Origin of the sequence: Jiangella aurantiaca, assembly GCF_004349105.1 — a bacterium.
Lineage (GTDB): Bacteria > Actinomycetota > Actinomycetes > Jiangellales > Jiangellaceae > Jiangella > Jiangella aurantiaca.
Genome location: NZ_SMLB01000008.1, coordinates 89,139 through 108,348, shown reverse-complemented (window position 1 = coordinate 108,348; position 19,210 = coordinate 89,139). Strand labels below are relative to the sequence as shown.

Annotated in this window: 16 protein-coding genes; 13 read left to right on the top strand and 3 right to left on the bottom strand. The window is 72.5% G+C overall.

Annotation, left to right across the window (positions count from 1 at the left end):
- The first annotated feature begins 68 nt into the window (after positions 1-68).
- From E1262_RS08625 to E1262_RS08600, 6 genes are all read left to right on the top strand, one after another.
- Positions 69-908: an amidohydrolase family protein gene (locus E1262_RS08625; RefSeq protein ID WP_162605822.1), complete on the top strand. Its 840-nt coding sequence runs from the start codon at positions 69-71 to the stop codon at positions 906-908.
- Positions 905-1,597 (top strand): ThuA domain-containing protein, encoded by a 693-nt coding sequence (locus tag E1262_RS08620; protein ID WP_132102721.1) that lies wholly within the window; start codon positions 905-907, stop codon positions 1,595-1,597. Before E1262_RS08625 ends, E1262_RS08620 begins: the two co-directional genes overlap by 4 nt.
- Complete coding sequence (locus E1262_RS08615) at positions 1,582-2,697, top strand: Gfo/Idh/MocA family protein (protein ID WP_203453692.1); 1,116 nt, start codon at positions 1,582-1,584, stop codon at positions 2,695-2,697. The genes E1262_RS08620 and E1262_RS08615 overlap by 16 nt, the downstream gene beginning before the upstream one ends.
- A 9-nt stretch (positions 2,698-2,706) precedes the next feature.
- A complete protein-coding gene (locus tag E1262_RS08610) occupies positions 2,707-4,752 on the top strand; it encodes a M3 family metallopeptidase (protein ID WP_132102719.1) in 2,046 nt (681 codons plus the stop codon).
- A gap of 130 nt (positions 4,753-4,882) precedes the next feature.
- A complete protein-coding gene (locus E1262_RS08605) occupies positions 4,883-5,698 on the top strand; it encodes a serine hydrolase domain-containing protein (RefSeq protein WP_132102718.1) in 816 nt (271 codons plus the stop codon).
- Between the two features lie 36 nt (positions 5,699-5,734).
- Positions 5,735-8,989, top strand: a complete 3,255-nt coding sequence (locus E1262_RS08600; RefSeq protein ID WP_132102717.1) for an AfsR/SARP family transcriptional regulator — start codon at positions 5,735-5,737, stop codon at positions 8,987-8,989.
- Here E1262_RS08600 and E1262_RS08595 read toward each other — a convergent pair.
- Both E1262_RS08595 and E1262_RS08590 read right to left on the bottom strand, forming a co-directional pair.
- Positions 8,958-9,749: an ABC transporter permease gene (locus E1262_RS08595; protein ID WP_132102716.1), complete on the bottom strand. Its 792-nt coding sequence runs from the start codon at positions 9,747-9,749 to the stop codon at positions 8,958-8,960. The two genes, E1262_RS08600 and E1262_RS08595, sit on opposite strands and share 32 nt — an antisense overlap.
- On the bottom strand, positions 9,746-10,729 hold the full coding sequence (locus E1262_RS08590; RefSeq protein ID WP_132102715.1) for an ATP-binding cassette domain-containing protein: 984 nt from the start codon (positions 10,727-10,729) through the stop codon (positions 9,746-9,748). Before E1262_RS08590 ends, E1262_RS08595 begins: the two co-directional genes overlap by 4 nt.
- Before the next feature lie 136 nt (positions 10,730-10,865).
- Here E1262_RS08590 and E1262_RS08585 point away from each other — a divergent pair, with 136 nt between their 5' ends.
- From E1262_RS08585 to E1262_RS08575, 3 genes are read left to right on the top strand one after another with little or no spacing between them, the layout of a single operon-like run.
- A complete protein-coding gene (locus E1262_RS08585) occupies positions 10,866-12,074 on the top strand; it encodes a hypothetical protein (RefSeq protein WP_132102714.1) in 1,209 nt (402 codons plus the stop codon).
- Positions 12,071-12,721, top strand: coding sequence for a hypothetical protein (locus E1262_RS08580; protein WP_132102713.1), 651 nt, complete (start codon positions 12,071-12,073; stop codon positions 12,719-12,721). The genes E1262_RS08585 and E1262_RS08580 overlap by 4 nt, the downstream gene beginning before the upstream one ends.
- Positions 12,718-13,878 (top strand): hypothetical protein, encoded by a 1,161-nt coding sequence (locus E1262_RS08575; protein ID WP_132102712.1) that lies wholly within the window; start codon positions 12,718-12,720, stop codon positions 13,876-13,878. The genes E1262_RS08580 and E1262_RS08575 overlap by 4 nt, the downstream gene beginning before the upstream one ends.
- 105 nt (positions 13,879-13,983) lie before the next feature.
- On the opposite strand, the gene E1262_RS08570 is transcribed toward E1262_RS08575, so the two are convergent.
- On the bottom strand, positions 13,984-14,727 hold the full coding sequence (locus E1262_RS08570) for a GntR family transcriptional regulator (RefSeq protein WP_132102711.1): 744 nt from the start codon (positions 14,725-14,727) through the stop codon (positions 13,984-13,986).
- A gap of 183 nt (positions 14,728-14,910) precedes the next feature.
- Here E1262_RS08570 and E1262_RS08565 point away from each other — a divergent pair, with 183 nt between their 5' ends.
- From E1262_RS08565 to E1262_RS08550, 4 genes are read left to right on the top strand one after another with little or no spacing between them, the layout of a single operon-like run.
- On the top strand, positions 14,911-16,335 hold the full coding sequence (locus E1262_RS08565) for an extracellular solute-binding protein (RefSeq protein ID WP_132102710.1): 1,425 nt from the start codon (positions 14,911-14,913) through the stop codon (positions 16,333-16,335).
- The gene (locus tag E1262_RS08560; protein WP_203453691.1) at positions 16,310-17,269 is read left to right on the top strand and encodes a carbohydrate ABC transporter permease; all 960 of its coding nucleotides are present in this window, start codon (positions 16,310-16,312) and stop codon (positions 17,267-17,269) included. The genes E1262_RS08565 and E1262_RS08560 overlap by 26 nt, the downstream gene beginning before the upstream one ends.
- Positions 17,266-18,087, top strand: a complete 822-nt coding sequence (locus E1262_RS08555) for a carbohydrate ABC transporter permease (RefSeq protein ID WP_132102709.1) — start codon at positions 17,266-17,268, stop codon at positions 18,085-18,087. The genes E1262_RS08560 and E1262_RS08555 overlap by 4 nt, the downstream gene beginning before the upstream one ends.
- On the top strand, positions 18,087-19,181 hold the full coding sequence (locus E1262_RS08550) for an ABC transporter ATP-binding protein (RefSeq protein ID WP_132102708.1): 1,095 nt from the start codon (positions 18,087-18,089) through the stop codon (positions 19,179-19,181). Before E1262_RS08555 ends, E1262_RS08550 begins: the two co-directional genes overlap by 1 nt.
- The last annotated feature ends 29 nt before the right edge of the window (positions 19,182-19,210 follow it).

The window sequence follows — 19,210 nt, the reverse complement described above, 5'->3', positions numbered from 1 at the left end:
TGGTCACTGTAGCGGGGCCCGCGGCGGGTAGCCTGCCCGCGACGCCATCGACGCCATGGAGGAGCCGCATGCCGCTGATCGACGCGCACCAGCACTTCTGGGACCCGGCAGCGGTCGCCTATCCGTGGATGGATCCGGCCGACGCCGTCATCCACCGGCACTACGGCCCGGAGCACCTGGCGCCGCACCTTGAGCGGCACGGCATCGACGGGACGGTGCTGGTGCAGTCGGCCGACAGCGACGAGGACACCGACGCGATGTTCGCCGTCGCCGCGGAGTTCCCCGCCGTGCTCGGCATCGTCGGCTACGTGCCGCTGGACGACCCGGCCCGGGCCGAGGACCGGCTCGCCGAGCTGGCGGCCCGGCCCGGCTTCGTCGGCATCCGCAACCTCATCCACGACCGGCCCGACCCGGACTGGCTGCTGCAGCCCGCCGTCATCGACGGGCTGCGGGTGCTCGAGCGTGCGGACGTACCGTTCGACCTGGTCGCCGTGCTGCCCCGGCATCTGGAGGTGCTGCTGGAGCTGAGCGAGCGGCTGCCGGAGCTGCGCGTCGTCGTCGACCACCTGGCCAAGCCGCCGTTCGGCGGCGACGCCGGACCGTGGCGCGAGCTGCTGGCGGCCGTCGCGGCGAACCCGCGGGTGTACGCGAAGGTGTCCGGCCTCTACCCCGAGCCGGGCACCGACCTGCGGCCCTGGGTCGACCACGCCGTCGAGGCGTTCGGGCCGGAGCGGCTGATGCTGGGCAGCGACTGGCCGATCGCGGAGCTGGCCGGCGGGTTCGACCCGGTGTGGTCGGCCCTGGTCGAGGTCGTCGACGGTTACGGGCCGGAGGTCGCCGAGCAGCTGCGGTCGGCCACGGCGCGGCGGTTCTACCGCCTCACGATCGAGGAGAGAGGAGCACGATGAGGAACGCGCTGGTCGTCCGAGGCGGCTGGGACGGACACGCGCCGGTGGAGTCGACCGAGCTGTTCATTCCGTTCCTGCGCGAGGCCGGGTTCGACGTGCGAGTCTCCGACTCGCTGGACGCCTACACCGACGCAGCGGCCATGGCCGGCACCGACCTCGTCGTGCAGTGCTGGACCATGGGCGAGATCGGCGCCGAGCAGCTGGCCGGGCTGGCGGCGGCGGTGCGGGCCGGCACCGGGTTCGCCGGCTGGCACGGCGGCATCGTCGACGCGTTCCGCGCCAGTTCCGACTACCTGCACCTGGTCGGCGGCCAGTTCGCGACCCATCCGAGCCGGCCGGCCGGCGAGTGCGTGCCGGGCGCCCAGGAGAACCACTACCTGCGGCACCGCATCGAGATCGTGCCGGAGCGGGCCGGCCACCCGATCGTCGCCGGCCTCGCCGACTTCGAGCTGGAGACCGAGCAGTACTGGGTGCTCACCGACGGGTACAGCGACGTGCTCGCGACCACCACGCACCCGGCCCGGCCGGACCAGCCGTGGCACCGCCCGGTCCGCTGCCCGGCGGTCTGGACCCGCGAATGGGGCGCGGGCCGGGTGTTCGTCGCGACTCCCGGCCACCAGCCGGACGTCCTGGCCGACGCGAACGTGCGGACCATCGTCGAGAGGGGGCTTCTGTGGGCGAGTCGATAGGCGTCGGGATCGTCGGGGCCGGGGCGATCTTCGGGCAGTACCTCGACACGCTGCGCAGGCTCAGGGCCGTGCGCGTGGCCGCGGTCGCCGACCTGGACGGGGAGCGGGCTCGGGCGGCGGTCGCGGACCTCGACGGAGTGCCGGCGACGTCCCTGGCCGAGCTGGTCGCCGACCCCGCCGTCGACGTCGTCCTCAACCTCACTCCCCCGGCCGGGCACACGCCCGTCGCGCTGGCGGCGATCGCAGCCGGCAAGGCCGTCTACAACGAGAAGCCGCTCGCGGTGACGGTGGACGAGGGACGGCGCATCCTCGCGGCCGCCGACCGGGCCGGGGTGCGCGTCGGCGCCGCGCCCGACACCGTCCTGGGCACCGGTGTCCAGACGGCGCGGCACGCGATCGATGCCGGGCTGATCGGACTGCCGACGGCGGCGACGGCGACCTTCGCCTGCCCGGGTCACGAGCGCTGGCACCCGAACCCGGACTTCTACTACACCGCCGGCGGCGGGCCGCTGCTGGACATGGGCCCGTACTACGTGACGGCGCTGGTCACGCTGCTCGGGCCGGTCGCGTCGGTGCTGGGCGCCGGCAACATGCCGCGCGACACCCGGACGATCGGGCGGGGGCCGCGGGCCGGCGAGCGGATCCCCGTCGACGTCGCCACGCACGTCACAGGCGTGCTCACGCACGCGTCCGGCGCGCTGTCGACCATCACGATGAGCTTCGACGCCGTCGCTACGCGGGCGGAGCGGATCGAGGTGCACGGCTCCGACGGCTCGCTGGTCGTCCCCGATCCCAACCACTTCGACGGCGACGTGCTGCTGCACCGGCTCGGCGGGCCGGACTGGGAGGTACTGCCGGTCGCGGCCGGGTACACGACGGGCGGGCGCGGCCTCGGCGTCGCCGAGCTCATGACGGCGCCGTCGGCGGCCGACGTCCGGACGAGCGGCGCTCTCGCCCTGCACGTCCTCGACGTCATGGAGTCGGTGCTCGCATCGGCGCGCGAGGGCCACGCCGTCGGCGTCACCGAGACGGCCGCGCGGCCGGCGGCGGTCCCGCTGGCCGACGAGCCGGGCCGCGAACCGTCGCCGCTGCTCGGGTAGCGTGCGTCCATGCACATCCCCGGCGCGGAAGCCCAGAATCCGTTCTTCGCGATCAGCGAGCTGCCTTACCGGCTGCCGCCGTTCGAGCGCATCGAGACCGCCCACTACCGGCCGGCGTTCGAGCGCGGCATGTCCGAGCAGCTGGCCGAGGTCGAGGCGATCGCCACCAACCCTGAGCCGCCGACGTTCGAGAACACCGTCGTGGCGCTCGAGCGGTCCGGGCAGCTCCTGCAGCGGGTGGCGGCGGTGTTCTTCAACCAGGCGTCGTCCGACGCGGACGAGGAGATCCAGGCCATCCAGGCCGAGGTGTCGCCCAAGCTGGCCGCGCACTCCGACGCCATCCACCTCGACGACCGGCTGTTCGCGCGGATCGAGGCGGTGCTGCCGTCGGCCGACGAGCTCGACCCGGAGTCGCGGCGGCTGCTCGAGCGCTACCACCTCGACTTCGTCCGGGCCGGCGCCGGGCTGACCGCGGAACAGCAGGCGCGGCTGCGGGAGATCAACGAGGAGCTGTCCGCGCTGGAGACGAAGTTCCAGAACGACCTGCTCGCCGACACCAACGCCTCCGCCGTCGTCGTCGACGACGCCGCCCAGCTCGCCGGGCTGTCCGCCGACGCCGTCACGGCCGCGGCCGAGGCGGCCCGCGAGCGCGGCCTGGAGGGGAAGTACGTCATCACGCTCGTGCTGCCCAGCGGCCAGCCGGTGCTGACGTCACTCACCGACCGGACGCTGCGCGAGCGCATCCACCGCGCGTCGGTGAGCCGCGGCGCCAACGGCAACGAACACGACACCCGCGCGACCGCCGTGCGCCTCGCGACGCTGCGGGCCGAGCGGGCGGCGCTGTTCGGCCACCCCGACCACGCGACCTACGTGCTGGAGGACCGGACGGCGAAGACGCCCGCAGCCGTCCACGACATGCTCGGCAAGCTCACGCCGGCCGCCGTCGCCAACGCGCACGCCGAGGCGGCGAAGCTGCAGGAGGCCATCGGCGACGAGTTCGAGCTGCGGGCGTGGGACTGGGCGCACTACTCCGACAAGGTGCGTCGGCAGACCTACGACATCGACGCCGCGCAGCTGCGGCCGTACTTCGAGCTGGACCGCGTGCTGCGCGACGGCGTGTTCTACGCGGCCGGGAAGCTGTACGGGCTGTCGTTCACCGAGCGGCCCGACCTCGTCGCGTACCATCCCGACGCCCGTGTCTTCGAGGTGTTCGACGAGGACGGCAGCGGGCTCGGCCTGTTCATCGGCGACTTCTTCACCCGCGACTCCAAACGCGGCGGGGCCTGGATGAACTCGTTCGTCGACCAGTCCAAGCTGCTGGGCACCAAGCCGGTCGTCGTCAACAACCTCAACATCGTCAAGCCGCCGGCCGGCGAGCCCGCGCTGCTGACGTTCGACGAGGTCAACACCATGTTCCACGAGTTCGGCCACGCCCTGCACGGCCTGTTCTCCGACGTCACGTACCCGACGTTCTCCGGCACCAGCGTGCTGCGCGACTTCGTCGAGTTCCCGTCGCAGGTCAACGAGATGTGGGCGGTCTGGCCCGAGGTGCTGGCCAACTACGCCGTCCACCACGAGACCGGCGAGCCGCTCCCCCAGGAGCTGGTCCAGCGGCTGCTCGACTCGCAGATCTGGGGCGAGGGCTTCGCGACGACGGAGTACCTGGCGGCGACGCTGCTCGACCTCGCCTGGCACGAGATAGCGCCCGGCACCGTCGTCGACGATCCGCTGGCGTTCGAGGCCGAGGCGTTGTCGCAGGCCGGGGTGGCGCTGGAGTCGGTGCCGCCGCGTTACCGCACGTCGTACTTCGCGCACATCTTCGCCGGCGGCTACAGCGCGGGCTACTACTCCTACATCTGGAGCGAGGTCCTCGACGCCGACACCGTCGAGTGGTTCAAGGAGAACGGCGGCCTGGTCCGCCCGAACGGCGACCACTTCCGGCGCGAGCTGCTGTCGCGCGGTGGCAGCGTGGACGCGATGGAGGCGTTCCGCACCTTCCGCGGCCGCGACCCGCAGATCGAGCCCCTGCTCGTCCGCCGCGGCCTCACCCAGTAAATGACCACGTTGAGCAGGGTTGATACCGCTTCACCAGGCATGCATGCCTGGTCAAGCGGGAACACGCCTAGGCCGACGGCCGCCCACGCGCGCAATGATCGCGGTGCGTGCGACGCGTAAGGTCGGGCGCATGGAGAGCGTGCGGATCGTGGAGCAGTGGCCGGTCGACCACGCGGCGACGGCGGTGGTACGAGCCGACGGCACGGTGGCCGGGGCCTACGGCGACCAGCACCGGCTCTTCCGGCTGGCCTCGGTGACCAAGCCGATCACCGCGTACGCCGCGCTCATCGCCGTCGAGGAGGGCGCCGTCCACCTCGACGACCCCGCCGGGCCCGAGGGCTCCACCGTCGCGCACCTGCTGGCGCACACGTCCGGCCTGGCCTTCGACGAGCACAAGGCGGCCTGGGCGCCCGGCAGGCGGCGGCTGTACTCCAACGCCGGCTTCGAGCAGCTGGCCGACCACGTCGCGAAGCGCTCCGGCATCCCGTTCGCCGAGTACGTCCGCGACGGCCTGCTCGAACCGCTCGGCATGACGGAGACGGTCTACGAGGGGTCGCCGGCCGCCGGCGCCAGCTCGACCGTCGCCGACCTCGTCCGCTTCGCCGCCGAACTGCAGGCGCCGACGCTGCTGGACCCGTCGACCGTCCAGCAGGCGACGACGGTGCGGTTTCCCGGCCTGGTCGGCGTCCTGCCCGGGTTCGGCATGCAAAGTCCCAACGACTGGGGCCTCGGCTTCGAGATCCGCGACGGCAAGTCGCCGCACTGGACGGGGACCACCAACTCGCCGCGCACGTTCGGCCACTTCGGCCAGGCCGGCACGTTCCTGTGGGTCGACCCCGACCTGGGCGCCGCCTGCATCGCACTCGCCGGCCGCGACTTCGGCCGGTGGGCGGCCGAGGCCTGGCCGCCGTACAGCGACGCCGTCATCGCCGAGCTGCGCGCTTAGACGGAGACGCGGGGCCGCTGCGGCAGAATGCGTCCGGTGCGCATCGGGATCCTGGGACCGCTGGAGGTCCTCGACGACGCCGGCTCGTCGATCTACGTGGCCGGCGCGCGGCTGCGCACGCTGCTGATCATCCTGGCGCTCGAGCCGGGCCGGCTGGTCCCGGCGGCCCAGCTGGTCGACGGCATCTGGGGCGACGAGCCGCCGGCCGGCGCGGCGAACGCGCTGCAGGCGCTGGTGTCGCGGCTGCGGCGGGCGCTGCCGGGACTGGCGATCGAGTCGCATCCGGCCGGCTACCGGCTGGCGCTGGACCCCGACGCCGTCGACGCCGCGCGGTTCGAGCGGCAGGTCGCGGCCGCCCGGTCCGCGTCCGGCGACGCCGCGGTGGAGGACAGGCTGCTGGCAGCGCTGGCGCTGTGGCGCGGCCCGGCGCTGCTGGACGTCGCGGAGTCGGAGTTCTTCGAGGCGCCGCGGGCGCGGCTGGAGGAGCTGCGCCTGACGGCGACGGAGGACCGCGCCGACGCGGCAATGCGCCTGGGCCGCGGCGCCGGGCTGACCACCGAACTGACCACGCTGGTCGCCGAGTACCCGCTGCGAGAGCGGCTGGCCGGGCAACTGATGCGGGCGCTGGTCGCGGCCGGCCGCCCGGCGGAGGCGCTCGCGGCCTACGAGCGGATCCGTGAGGCGCTCGCCGACGAACTGGGCACCGACCCGTCCGCCGAGCTCGCCGCCCTGCACACGGCCATCCTGCGCGGTGAGCTGCACGAGAACGCCCCCGAACCGGCACGGCCCGCGCCACCGGCGGCTGCGTCCCCGGCCCCGCCGCGGACCAACCTGCGTACCGCGCTGACCAGCTTCATCGGCCGCGACGCCGACGTCGCCCGGGTGCGCGACCTAATCGGCGAGTACCGGCTGACGACGCTCACCGGGCCGGGCGGGTCGGGCAAGACCCGGCTGGCCGGCGAGGCGTCGCGAGGACTGGTGGACCGGATGCCCGACGGCGTCTGGCTGATCGAGCTGGCCCCGGTGGCCAATGACGCCGACCTGCCCGCCGCGGTGCTCGGCGCCCTCGACCTGCGCGACCAGACGTTCGGCGTCAGCACCGACGACGCCACCGGCCGCCTGGTCGCGGCGCTGCGGACCCGGACCGCCCTGCTGCTGCTGGACAACTGCGAGCACGTCATCGACGCCGCCGCGGCGCTGGCCGACCGGCTCCTCGGCGAATGCCCTGACCTGCGCATCCTCGCGACCAGCCGCGAGCCGCTCGGCATCACCGGCGAGGCGGTCTGGCCGGTCGAGCCGCTGGCGCTGCCGCCCGAGCGCGACGGCGACGCCGGTGACCTGCTGGGCTTCGACGCCGTCCGGCTGCTCGTCGACCGCGCCCGCGCCGTCCGCCCGGGCTTCGCCGTCACCGACGCCGACGCGCACGCCGTCGCCCGCATCGGCCGCGCGCTCGACGGCATGCCGCTGGCCATCGAGCTGGCCGCGGCCCGGCTGCGCACCATGACCGCCGAGCAGCTGGCCGCCCGGCTGGACGACCGATTCCGGCTGCTCACCGGCGGCAGCCGTACCGCGCTACCCCGCCACCAGACGCTGCGCGCCGTCGTCGACTGGAGCTGGGGCCTGCTGCCCGAGCCCGAACGCGTCGCGCTGCGCCGGCTCGCGGTGTTCGCCGGCGGCGCGACGGCGGAGGCCGCGGCGCAGGTGTGCGGCGACGGCGCCGACGTCCTCGCCGAGCTGAGCTCCCTCAGCGACAAGTCGCTGGTGGTGGTCGACGACGACGGCGACGCGCCCCGGTACCGGCTGCTCGAGACCATCAAGGCGTACGGCCTGGAGCGACTGGACGAGGTGGGCGAGCTCGACACCGTCCGGCGGGCGCACATCGGCTGGCTGATCGAGCTGGCCGAGACCGCCGAACCGCACCTGCATCGTGCCGAGCAGCTGGAGTGGCTGCGCCGGATGCGCGCGGTGCACGACGACATCACGGTGGCACTGCGCCGTGCGAGCGCCGCCGGCGACGCCGAGAACGCGGTACGGCTGGTGGCGGCCTGCGGCTGGTACTGGTGGCTCAGCGGCCACAAGAACGACGGGATCGAGCTGGCGATCCAGGCGCTGGCCGTGCCCGGCCCCACCGACCTCGAGGCACGGGCCACCGCGTGCGCCGTCGTCACCTTTCTGATCACCAGCGGGGTGGGCGACCTCAGGGAGGCCGCAGACTGGGTACGCCAGGCCCGCGAGCTGGCCGCCGGCGTCGAGAAGCCCGGGCCGTTCCTGCGGTTCATGGACCCGTTGAGCGTGATCCTCGACCCCGAGCATGATCCGCTCACGAGCCTCGCCGACGCACTGGCGCCGCTGCTGGAGGACCCCGACCCGTGGTTCCGTGCCCAGGCGCGGCTGACGCGGGCACAGATGCTGCCGGCCCAGGAGCGGGAGGCCGACCTCACCCAGGCGCTCGCCGAGTTCCGCGCCGTCGGCGAGCGGTGGGGCATCTCGTACGCGCTCACCACGCTCGCGGACCTGTACGCCCGGCGCGGCGAGCTGAAGCGGGCCATCGAGCAGTACGAGCAGGCCATCGTCGCCATCAGCGAGATCGGCACCGTCGACGACATCGTCATGATGCGCAGCCGGCTCGCCCAGCTGCGGTGGCTGGCCGGCGACCGGGCCGGCAGCGCCGCCGAGGTCGCGCGGGCCGAGCGCGACGCCGAGCAGGTCGCCTGGCCCGACGGCCTGGCCATCATGGCGCTCCACCGCGCCGGCCTCGCCATCTGGGCGAGCGATACCGTCACCGCGCGGCAGCAGCTGGCCCGTGCGCGCGCGCTGCTGCGGGACGTCCCGGTCCACCCGGTGTTCCGGGCCATCATGCTGGAGCTCCAGGCCTGGCTGGACGCCGAGGAGGGGAGGTGGGACGCCGCGGCCGCAGCCCGAGCGGAAGCGCTGGCGGCCGTCCTGGGCAGCGACGACAGCGACGAGGAGACGGTCGGGACGGTGCTGGTCGGGATCGCCGACCACGCGCTGCGCCGGGGCCGGCCGGCCGACGCCGTCCGGCTGCTGGCCGCCGTCGAGGTGCTGGCCGGCGGGCTCGACCGGTCCGCTCCCGGGGGCGTACACGCCGACGAGGCCGCCCGCGCCGCACTGGGCGACGGGGCGGCCTCGGAACTGCTCGCCGAGACGGAGCGGGAGCTTGCCGGCCTGGACGGCGACGCGGCCTACTCCTGGCTGCGCGAGCTGGCCGCTTCGGTGCTGGCCCAGGAGGGCCGGCCGATCAGCGGACCGGCGGGCGGCGGAACAGCTTGAGCGCCCAGAAGTAGCCGAGCACCCCGATCACCGCGGTCCAGCCCAAGGCGAGGACGCCGTTGTTGCCGATCTCGGTGCCCAGCAGCAGGCCGCGCAGCGTCTCGATCACCGGGCTGAACGGCTGGTACTCGGCGAACCAGCGCAGGCCGGCCGGCATCGAGTCGGTCGGGACGAACCCACTGCCCAGGAACGGCAGCAACACCAGGAGCGTCGGCGTGTTGCTCGCGGTCTCGACGCTCTTCGCCTGCAGGCCCATCGCGACGGCGAGCCAGGTCAGCGCGATGGCGAACAAGCAGAGCAGGCCTACGGCGGCGACCCACTCCGCCATGTTCGCGTCGGGCCGGAAGCCGATCAGCAGCGCCACCCCGAACACGATGGCCAGGCCGACCAGCGTCTGCAGGAAGCTGCCGATCACGTGCCCGGTGAGCACCGCGCCACGCGAGATCGCCATGGTGCGGAACCGGGCGATGATGCCCTCGTGCATGTCCATGGCGACGGAGATCGCCGTGCCCTGGATCGCGGCGGCCACCGTCATCAGGAGGATGCCGGGGACGAGGTATTCGATGTAGTCGCCGCGGTCGCCGGCCGCACCTCCGAGCCCGGCGCCGAGCGTCTCGCCGAAGACGAAGGCGAACATCAGCAGCATGATCACCGGGAGGGCGATCAGCTGCACGGTCATCGCCGGGTAGCGGGCCCACCGGCGCATGTTGCGGCGCAGCATGGTGCGCGAGTCGCGGGCAGCGAGGGCGAGGGCACTCATCGGACGGTCTCCTTCTGCTGGGTGTCGTCGGCGTCGGCGGCTGACTCGGCCGGCCGGCCGGTCAGTGCGAGGAAGACGTCGTCGAGGTCGGGGGTGTGCACGGTGAGCGACGCGACCTCGATGGAGGCGACGTCGAGGTGGTCGAGGACGGCTCGCAGCGAGTCAACGTCGCCGTCGCTGGGGACCTGCAGGGCCAGCGCCGCGTCGTCGCGGGTGGAGCCGGCGAACGTGCGGGCGGCCTGGTCCAGCTCGGCCGGGTCGGTGAACTGCAGCCGGATGTGCCCGCCCGGGATGAGCCGCTTCAGCTCGTCGGACGTGCCCTCGGCGACGATCTTTCCGTGGTCGAGCAGCGCGATCCGGTCGGCCAGCTCGTCTGCCTCCTCCAGGTACTGCGTGGTGAGGAAGATCGTGACGCCGCCGGCGACGAGCCCGCGGATGGCGTCCCACATGATGCGCCGGGTTCGCGGGTCCAGGCCCGTCGTCGGCTCGTCCAGGAAGATCACCTTGGGGTCGCCGACCAGCGTCATCGCCAGGTCGAGCTTGCGGCGCATGCCGCCGGAGTACAGTGCCGGTGTCTTCTTGGCGGCGTCCACCAGGTCGAACCGCTCCAGCAGCTCCGCCGTCCGCCGCCGGCCCTCGCGCCGGTCCAGGTGGTTGAGGTCGGCCATGAGGAGCAGGTTCTCCTCGCCGGTCAGCAGGTTGTCGACGGCGGAGAACTGGCCGGTGACGCCGATCGCGCCGCGGATGCCGTCGGCGTCGGTCGCCAGGTCGTGGCCCGCGACGCGGACGCTGCCGCCGTCGGCCTCGATCAGCGTGGAGAGGATCTGGACGGTGGTGGTCTTGCCGGCGCCGTTCGGGCCGAGCAAGGAGAAGACCGTGCCTTCAGGGACGGAGATGTCGATGCCGTCGAGGACGGTCTGCTCGCCGTACGACTTGCGCAGGCCGGTCGCGGCGATGGCCGTCGGTCGGTCGAGTGTCATGGCTCCTCGTTTCGTGTGTCGCGGTGGTGATGCGACCACTCTCGACGGGCCGGCTGACGCGGCCGTGAGGCGACGCTGACATGGCGCTGACACGGCCGCTGACACGCGCGTGTGCCGAGGTCAGTAGGCTGTCCCGGTGCCCCTCCTCCCCTCCTTGACCGCCGCCGCGCTGCTGCTGGGGGCACCGGCCGCCGCCGACGACGAGCACGCGGACACCGTCGCGGAGATCGTCGAGCAGCTGCGGACCGACCCGATCCTGGTGCAGCCGTCGATGGGCATGGGCGACTCCGAGCGTGCGCACGACGTGCTCACCGCAGCCGCCGCCGGCCTCGACCTGCCCGTCTACGTCGTGCTGGCCGACACCCCTGCCGACATGGCGGGCACCGACTCCGTCGCGGAGCAGGCGGCCGCGCTGTTCCGGGCCGAGCTGGGCGATGGGCTCTACCACGTCGAGTTCCGTGAGGGCATCTCCTACACCCAGTCCTGGGGCGACGACGAGCTCGACGACGCCTACCTGGCGCCGGTCACGCACGCGATCGAACGGGCGGAGTCGAACGCGCCGGGCGAGTACCCGCGGGCGTCGGCGCTGTTCGAGGCGGTGCTGACGCTGCGCTGGGCGGCCGCGCCGGCCGAGGCGCTGCCAGACGACGTCGTCGACGAGTACGCGGCCCAGCCGTGGGCGATCCTGCCGGAGTCGGACCACGACCGCGCCGACGCGGCCGCCGGCCGCCGGGTGGCGCTGATCGCGACGGTGTTCGGTGTGCTCGTCGCCGGCACGATCATCACGCTGGTCGTGGCCCGGGCGGAACCGGTGGGCCGGGGCGTGGTGAAGCGCCGGCGGCCTGCGTACACGCCGGTGCCCGGCGATATCGCCGACATCGCTCGGCGGCGGCTGGACGAGGCGCGGCGGCGGCTGGCCGGATTGCCGGCCGCACGGCTGACGTCACCCGCCGGGTCGGCTGCGGCAGACGCCGTCGAGGCCGGCGACCGAGTCCTCGAGACCGGCGACCCGTTGGACGCCGTCGGCGCGACCGTGCTGGCCGCTGTCGCCGTCCGGGAGGTCGAGCGGGCCGGCTCACCCAAGCGGCCGCCGTACCGTCCGTGCTTCGTCAACCCGCTGCACGGCGAAGCGCAGAGGACGGTCCGAGTGGACGGCTCGTCCATCGACGCGCCGGTGTGCCGCGACTGCGCCCGCGCGCAGGGCCGGTTCCTCGCCGTCAACCGCCGGTGGCGTGGCTGGGCGCCGTACGCCGAGACGTCCACCGTCTGGGCGCGGACGGGCTTCGGCGCGCTGGTCGGCGACCTCGCCGCACAGGTCCTCGACGATCGGAGTGCACGCCGATGAGGCGCCGCCTGGTAGGGCTGCTGATCACGCTCGTCTGCGCGGCAGCGGGCGGCGCCGTCGCGTGGTGGCTCGCCGCTCCCACCGTCACGCCGGACCCGCCGCTGGCGGAGCGGGCGCGAGCCGCGGCGGCGGTGCTCGCCGACACGCACGTCTACGTCGACCCCAGCGTCGAGGACCTGTTCACCGAGCAGGAGCTGGGCCGGCTCGACGCCGCGGCGGCCGCGTCGGACCCGCAGGTCTTCCTCGTCGTCTGGCCGAACAGCCGTCAGGCCGGCTACGACTCGCCCGCCGACGTACTGCACCAGATCGGCGCACTCACCGACCGGCCCGGGCTGTACATCGAGGTCAGTCCGGACGACGACGTGTACAGCACGGACGTCGGCATCACCGCCGAGTACTTCTCCGTCTACGGCGCCCTCGACGGCGCCTGGACCAGCGCGGCGGAGACCGCCCGGCTGCTGGAGGAGATCGCGGAGAACGACGGGCGGGAGTACACCCTGGGCGAGGACACCGGCAGCGACTACTGGGGCGGCGCCGGCGAGACGATCGCGGCCGGCCTGGTCATCGGCGGCTTCAGCGGTATCGGCGCCGGGCTGCTGGGGCTGGTCGGCTGGGCACTGGCACGACGGAGGAAGGCGGCGGCGTGAGCGGCGACGAGGTCACCTACCAGCCGGACCCGGCGGCCATCGCGGCCGACCTGGCCGACGACGGCGTCCACGTCGACCAAGCGGTGGCGGAGACCATCGCCGCTGAGCAGCTGGCCGAGATCACCGCACTGGTCGACGGCGCCGACCCGGCGGTGCACGTGCTGGCCGTGCCGTTGAACCACGGCGCGGACGTGTCGGCCAATCAACTGGTGTCGCTCGTGTACCGCGAACTGCCGGAGAACGAACGCGACGGCGTCTACTTCGTCTCCCGCGGATCGGTCGACTTCGGCTGGTCCGTCGAGGCGACCAGCTACAACGTGACGACGGACAACGAGGACGCGCTGGCGACGTACGTGGCCGGCGACCGCTACCCGAGCGACCTCGGTCTCCAGCTGGTCGAGACGGTCGAGGTGTTCACCGGAGGCAACGCGCGGCAGGAGTACGAGGAGCAGTTCCCCGAGCGGCAGGAGGCCGTGACGAGCACCGGCGACGGCGGGTCGTCGCAGATCCTGGGGATGGACCCGCCGGTCGCGATCGGCGTCGGCGTCGCGCTGGCCGTCGTCGTCGCCGCCGTCATCCTGCTGCGGCGCCGGCGGCCGCGGGGCGAGGTCGCGCTCAAGCGGCGGGCGCTGCGCCGGATCTCGTCGGCGCAGACCCGGGAGTGGCGCCGCCGCGCCGAGACCGAGACCGCGGCGCTGGGCGAGCGGATCCGTGAGCTGGAGATCGAGCACGGCGACGACGGCGCGACGTGGGCCGCCGCGCTCGACCACTACCAGGCGGCGACGGCGATCCTGGACCGCTCCGACGACGCCGCCGACGCGATCGGCGCGCTGGTCCTGGCCCGCCGTGGCGACGACGCGTTGAGCCACGCCGCCGACGGCCGGTCGTGGACGCCCGCGGTGTCCTGCTTCTTCAACCCGCTGCACGGCCCGGCGACCACGAAGGCGACGTGGCGGACCTCGGCCGGTACCCGCGACGTGCCCTGCTGCGGGGCGTGCCGGCGCGACATCGGCAAGCGGCGCGAGCCGGAGATGCTCGACCTGCCGACCGGTGACACCGTGGTGCACTACATGGACGCGGGCGTCGAGCCCTGGGCGTCGACGGGCTTCGGCGCACTCGCCCCGGACCTGCTCGACCGCCTCCGGGACCGTCGCTGACACGTCCGCAGTGTTGATCTTGGAGTTGTTCGGCAATCCCGGACCGAAATGTCCGATAGATGGCCGAAGAACTCCAAGATCAACACCGGGTGGGCGCGCTCGGGGCTAGGTCGTCGTCAGCGTCAGCTCGAAGGTGTACATCGACGCCCGGTAGAGGTGCGAGCCGTACTCGACGGCGCGGCCGGTCTCGTCGTAGGCGACCCGGGTCATGGTGAGCAGCGGCGCGCCGGGGTGCTCGCCGAGCAACCGGGCCTCGGCCGCCCGGGCGGCGCGGCCGCCGATGGTCTGCGTCGCGATCTTGAGGTTGATGCCGGCCGCGCGGATCAACGAGTACAGGCCGGTCCGCTCCAGGGCGTCCGGGTCCAGCCGGACGAGGCCGGCGGGCACGTAGTTGCTCATGATCGACAGTGGCTCGTCGCCGGTGAACCGCAGCCGGCGGATGGCGTACACCTGGGCGCCGTGGTCCAGTCCGAGCGCCTCGGCCACCACCTCGGCGGGCTCCTGCACCTCGAAGGAGAGGATCTCCGTCCGCGGCTTCTTGCCGGCCGCGGTGAGGTCGTCGTAGAGGCTGGACAGCTCGACCGGGCGGCGCACCTTGGGCTGCACCACCTGGGTGCCGACGCCGCGCTTGCGCACCAGCAGGCCTCGGTCGACGAGGTACTCGATGGCGCGTCGCATGGTCGGGCGGGACAGGCCGAGCTGGTCGGCGAGCTGGATCTCGTTGTCGAGCCGGGTGCCGGGTGGGTACGTACCGGACTCGATCAGCTGCTCGAGGTGCTGGGCCACCTGGAAGTACAGCGGCACGGGGCTGGTGCGATCGACCACGAGCTCCGGGATCCCCTCGGCCACGCCGAAACCCCCTTCACCTTGGCTGATGCGTACGTCAGTATGTTATGACATTTGCCGAGCGACCCGTGTGACACGGCGTCCGAGATTCCAGTGAGGTCACAGCTCATGGAAGGTCTAGACCTCGTCATAAAGTCATGACAATCTGACAGCCGGACATCGAGGTTCGGCTGCTCTGGAGGATCGATGAGGATCAACACCGGGCTCGGCGGCACGGCCGGCCTGCTCGCAGCGGCGCTCGTCCTTGCGGCGTGCGGAAGCGACGACGACGGCGGCGGCACCGCGGGCGGCGACCCCTTGCAGAACGCCGACGCCACCGAGGTCACGCTCACCATCACCGACAACTCCATCGTCGGCGGCAAGAACTCCGAGGGCGCGACGTGGATCACCGACTACGTGATCCCAGAGTTCATCGCCATGCAGGAGGAGAAGGGCGTCGACGTCACGATCGAGTTCGAGGAGAACGGCGTCGACGACGAGGACTACAAGACGAAGATCGCCCTGGACCTGCAGTCCGGTGCGGGCGGCGACATCATCAGTATCGATGGCATCTGGACCGGCGAGTTCGCCGAGGCGGGCTACATCGCCCCGCTCAGCGACGTCGCCGGCGACGCCGTCGAGGAATGGGACGGCTGGGACCAGATCCCCGAGGCCGTCCAGCAGTCCATGACGTTCGACGACCAGGCTTACGGCATCCCGGTCGGCACCGACGGGCGCGTCATCTACTTCAACAAGGAGCTGTTCGCCCAGGCCGGCTTGCCCGAGGACTGGCAGCCGACCAGCTGGGACGAGATCCTCGAGGCCGCGCGGGCGCTCAAGCAGATCGAGGGTGTCACCCCGCTGCAGATCAACGCCGGCGTCCCCATGGGTGAGGCGACGACCATGCAGGGCTTCCTGCCGCTGCTGGTCGGCACCGGCGAAGAGATCTGGGCCGACGACACCTGGACCGGCGCGACCGAGGGTGTCACCCAGGTGCTCGACTTCTACGCGCAGGTCTACGGCGAGGAGCAGCTCGGCGACCCGCTGCTGCAGCAGGAAGCCCAGGGACGCGACACCTCGTTCCAGCTGTTCGCCAGCGGTCAGCTCGGCATGCTGATCGAGGGCGACTACCTGTGGCGCTCGGTCATCAACCCCGACGGCGGCATCGCGCCGATGACGAACCGCGACCAGGTGGTCGGCTGGGCGAAGATCCCGGCCCGCGAGCCCGGCGCAGGCATCAACGGCCAGGACTTCGTCAGCATGTCCGGCGGCACCGGCCGGGTCATCAACCCGAACACCGAGTTCCCGCAGCAGGCCTGGGAGCTGCTGACGTTCATGAACTCCCCCGAGGCGTTCGAGGCTCTGATCGCAGGCGGCGGCGCGCGGATCACCCCGCGCGACGACGTCAACGCCCAGGCCTTGGCCGGCGACCCGCTGATGAGCTTCATCGCCGAAGAGGTCCTGCCGATCACCGCCTACCGGCCCGCGCTCGCCATCTACCCGCAGGTGTCGGTGGCGCTGCAGAACGCGACCGCGGCGGTGGCGGCCGGTACGCCACCGGAGGAGGCGGCGGACGCGTACCAGAGCGAACTGGAGGGCATCGTCGGTGACGACGGTTCCATCGCCGACTGACGTCGACCCGGCGGGTGCCCCCTCCGCACCGGAGGGCGGTGCCCGCCGGGCCCATGTCGACGACGGCGACGCCGCCGGGCTCGGGCGCTGGCGGGCGACCGGGTTCGTCGCGCCGGCGATGCTGGTCATCGCCATCTTCCTGGTCTTCCCGGCGGTCTGGACGCTCTACCTGGGCCTGACCAACTGGCGGCTGACCGGGCTGGCGGCGGCCGAGCCGGAGTTCGTCGGCACCGAGAACTACACCGACGCGCTGAGCGACCCGGCGTTCCGCAACTCGCTGATGCTGACACTGGTGTTCGTGTTCTTCTCCGCGATCATCGGTCAGTCGGTGCTGGGGTTCGCGCTGGCGTGGACGGCGCGGAGGTTGCGGCCGGCGGTGCGGTCGGTGCTGGAGACGGTGGTCCTGCTGGCGTGGATCATCCCGGCGTCGGTGGTGGCGTTCCTGTGGCTGGCGCTGCTGGACCGGCGCGAGGGCACGCTGAATGCGCTGCTCGGGACCGACGGCACGGCGTGGCTGCTCGAGTACCCGATGCAGTCGATCATCGTCTTCAACATCTGGAACGGCACGGCCTTCTCGATGCTGCTGTTCAGCTCGGCACTGGCGTCGGTGCCGCCGTCGCAGTTCGAGACCGCCCGAATGGCCGGCGCCGGCACGTTCGCCACCCTGCGCGACGTCGTGCTGCCGAACATCCGCGGCCACATCCTGACCAACACGCTGCTGATCACGTTGTGGACGTTCAACGTGTTCGCGCCGTACCTGATCACCGCCGGCGGGCCGCAGGGACGCACCGAGATCCTCGGCGTCTACATCTACCGAGTGGCGCTGCGCGACGGCTCGCTCGGCCAGGGCGCGGCGCTCTCGCTCATCATGATCATCATCAACCTGATCGTGGCGTCGGTGTACCTGCGACTGCTGAGGGAGCGCCGGTCATGACCGTCCGCGCCTCGTTGGGCGTCATCGGCCGGTACGTCTTCGCCGGCTTCGTGTTCGTGTTCTTCGCGCTGCCGCTGCTGTGGCTGCTGTCGGCGCCGTTCGACGCCGCGCCGACGGTGCAGGTGTCGCTGCCGGACTTCACGCTGGAGAACTTCCGCACCCTGTGGGACAACCCGTACGCGATGCGGTCACTGGGCAACTCGGTGGTGATCGCCGCCGGGACGATGGCGATCACGCTGGTGCTGGCCGCGCTGGCGTCGTATGCGCTGTCCCGGGTCCGCATCCCCGGCCGCGACACGCTGCTCTACCTGCTGCTCCTGCTGTCGTCGATCGTGACCGGGACGGCGGCCATGGTGCCGACGTTCCTGCTGATGACGGAGCTGGGGCTGATCGACCGGCAGCTCGGCGTCGTGCTGGTGCTGACCGGCGGGCTGCTGCCGACGGCGATCTTCATCCTGAAGGACTTCATGGACTCGACGCCGCGGTCGTACGAGGAGTCGGCGCGGGTGTTCGGCGCGTCGTCGCTGCAGATCCTGCGGCACGTCGTCGTCCCCATCGCCCGTCCGGGGCTGGCCACGATCGCCGTCTGGGCGGTGGTGCAGGTGTGGGGCAACTTCCTGGTGCCGTTCATCCTGCTCCGCTCCCCCGACCGGCAGCCGGCTGCCGTCGTCATGTTCACCTTCTACACCGAGGGCGGGCAGCCCAACCTCGCCCTGATCTCGACGTTCTCCCTGCTCTTCTCGATACCGGTGGTGGTCATGTACCTGTTCGTGAACCGCCGCTACGGCTTCCGCTTCCACGGAGGGATCAAGCGCTGATGGCGGCGATCACCACCCACCAGCTGGTCAAGGAGTACCCCGGCGGCGTCCGGGCCGTCGACGGGCTCGACCTCACCATCGAGGACGGCGAGTTCTTCGCGCTGCTCGGCCCGTCCGGCTGCGGCAAGACGACGCTGCTGCGCACGATCGCCGGTCTGGAGACGGCGACGGACGGGCGGCTGTCGATCGGGTCGCGGGACGTGACGACGCTGTCGCCCGGCGAGCGCAGGGTCGCGATGGTGTTCCAGGACTACGCGCTGTTCCCGCACATGACCGTCGCCGACAACATCTCCTACCCGCTGAAGATCCAGAAGGTGGACAAGTCGTCGCGGCTGGCGACCGCCGAGGATGTCGCCGGCGGGTTGTCGCTGGCGGGGCTGACGGCGCGGCGGCCGGGTCAGCTGTCCGGCGGACAGCAGCAGCGCGTGGCCCTGGCGCGTGCCGTCGCCAGCAAGCCCGACGTGTTCCTGTTCGACGAGCCGCTGTCCAACCTCGACGCGCGGCTCCGGCTGGAGGCGCGGACGTTCCTCAAGCGGCTGCAGCGCGACCTCGGCGTCACGACGGTGTTCGTCACGCACGACCAGGCGGAGGCCCTGGCGCTGGCGGACCGGATCGCGATCATGCGGTTGGGGCGGATCCAGCAGGTCGGTTCGCCGCGCGACGTGTTCCGCCGGCCGGCGAACACGTTCGTGGCCGGGTTCGTCGGGTCTACGCCGATGAACCTGCACCCGGGCGTGGTCGATGGCGAACGAGTGTCGGTGGCCGGAGCGTCGTTGCCGCTGCCGCCCGGGCTGTCGGTCGCGGACGGGACCAAGGTGATCTGGGGCGGCCGGCCGGAGTACCTGCGCTGGTCGGCGGCGGCTCCGTCGTCGCCGGGTGCGATCGGCGGCACCGTCACCGTCGTCGAGAACCTGGGCGCGTCCGTGCTGGTCACCGTCGAAGCCGGTGATGGCGTGCTGGTGCAGGTCGTCGTCGACGAGGACGAGGAGCCCGCGCCGGGCACGAGCGGCTGGGTCGCCGTCCGGCCGGAGCGGACGCTGCTCTTCGACGCGGAGAGCGAGGAACTGCTGGAGCCGGTGGCGGCCGCGGCATGACGGTGTCAGGCCGACCGCGAGGTCCCCCG